Consider the following 1873-nt stretch of genomic DNA (forward strand, 5'->3'; position numbering starts at 1 on the left):
CATGAACTATAGGGTGAAAGTCCCGAACCCCGAAGACAGAAGTAGAGGTTAGCCAAGAGCAAGGGTGTCCGTGGTGACGCGGAATCTGAAGGAAGCTGGAGGCAAAACACCGGTCCGAGGAACACGAATCTCATAGAAGGCTAGGTATGATTGGATGAGTTTGCCAAACAAAACAAAGTCCTTTCTGTCGAAGGTCATATCAAGTAAATGAGGCGGATAGATGGTGTGAAAGTGCATGCGCTTACCCGGGGAGGTCTGATGGAAACGCAAAGTACACTTTGTAACCTACTTAGCGATAGGTAGCTGAACCATCAGAAGTCAGCAGAGGTCATAGTACCGTTCACTTCTAGAATGAATGGGAAGGACCGAACAATTTGGAGAGAATAGCCCTTGGCATGCAGTTTTCTATGATGAACACAGAAAATCCAAAAGGAGCGACTTAATGGAGGTAATGGTGAATCCCATGAGGGACATTGAGCGGGTGCAGTAGAAACTGTTATAAGAAGACAAGCTATTCACGGAGGAGTCGAACGAGATGTTAATGAATCAAATACTATCACGGGAGAATCTACTTCTCGCCCTCAAACGAGTGGAACGGAATAAAGGGAGCCATGGAGTAGACAAAATGCCCGTAAAATTCCTACGACAGCATGTAGTCGAAAACTGGCTAACGATTAAGAAGCAAATTCTTGAGGGAACCTACCAACCACAACCAGTTCGCAGAATCGAAATCCCGAAACCTGACGGCGGTGTGCGACTATTAGGAATCCCAACCGTGACAGACCGACTCATTCAACAGGCGATTGCCCAAGTGCTATCCAACCTATACGATCCGAACTTCTCGAATCATAGTTACGGATTTCGACCAAAACGAAGTGCTCACGATGCAATCCGAGAAGCCAAAGGATATATAAAAGAAGGATACCGCTGGGTAGTAGATATGGACTTAGAGAAATTCTTCGACAAAGTAAACCATGACCGTCTAATGAGTACATTAGCGAAGAAGATTTCTGATAAACCTCTGCTCAAGCTGATTCGTAGATACCTACAATCGGGTGTCATGATAAATGGTGTTGTCTATGACACAGAAGAAGGAACGCCTCAAGGTGGACCATTGAGTCCTCTTCTCTCAAACATTGTCCTAGATGAACTGGACAAAGAATTGGAGAAACGTGGACATAAATTCGTGCGCTACGCCGATGACTGCAACGTTTACGTGAAAACAAAACGTGCAGGTGAACGAGTGATGGCGAGTGTCAAAACCTTTATTGAAGAGACATTACGACTAAAAGTAAATGAGAAGAAATCCGCAGTAGCCCGCCCTTGGCAACGCAAATTTCTAGGATTTAGCTTCACTTCTCGCAAAGAGCCACAAGTTCGAATTGCAAAAGAGAGTATAAACCGAATGAAGACTAAAATACGAGAGATAACAGCGAGAAAGAAGCCATATCCAATGGAATATCGCATTCAACATTTGAATCAATATTTAGTTGGATGGTGTGGTTATTTTGCATTAGCGGATACAAAATTCATTTTCGAATCACTTGATGGATGGATTCGGAGAAGACTTCGAATGTGTTTATGGAAGGATTGGAAGAATCCTCGTACGAAAGTGCGCAACCTCATTCGCTTAGGAGTTCCAGACTGGAAGGCTTACGAATGGGGCAATACTCGCAAGAGGTACTGGCGTATTTCGAAAAGTCCAATATTACACAGAACCCTTGGTAACTCTTATTGGAGTAACCAAGGGCTCAAAAGTCTGCAAGCTCGTTATGAAATCTTGCGTTATTCATCTTAATTGAACCGCCGTATACGGATCCGTACGTACGGTGGTTGGAGAGGTCGGGAGTTAGTCACTCCCTCCTACTCGATT

The 1873-nt window shown here is 44.3% G+C and carries 1 protein-coding gene; it reads left to right on the forward strand.

Annotated elements, in window-relative coordinates:
- Positions 1-535: 535 nt before the first annotated feature.
- Complete coding sequence (gene ltrA / locus AMS59_RS12795) at positions 536-1798, forward strand: group II intron reverse transcriptase/maturase (protein ID WP_053484109.1); 1263 nt, start codon at positions 536-538, stop codon at positions 1796-1798.
- Positions 1799-1873: the final 75 nt, after the last annotated feature.

The organism is Lysinibacillus sp. FJAT-14745 (assembly GCF_001275675.1).
Taxonomy (GTDB): Bacteria; Bacillota; Bacilli; order Bacillales_A; family Planococcaceae; genus Lysinibacillus.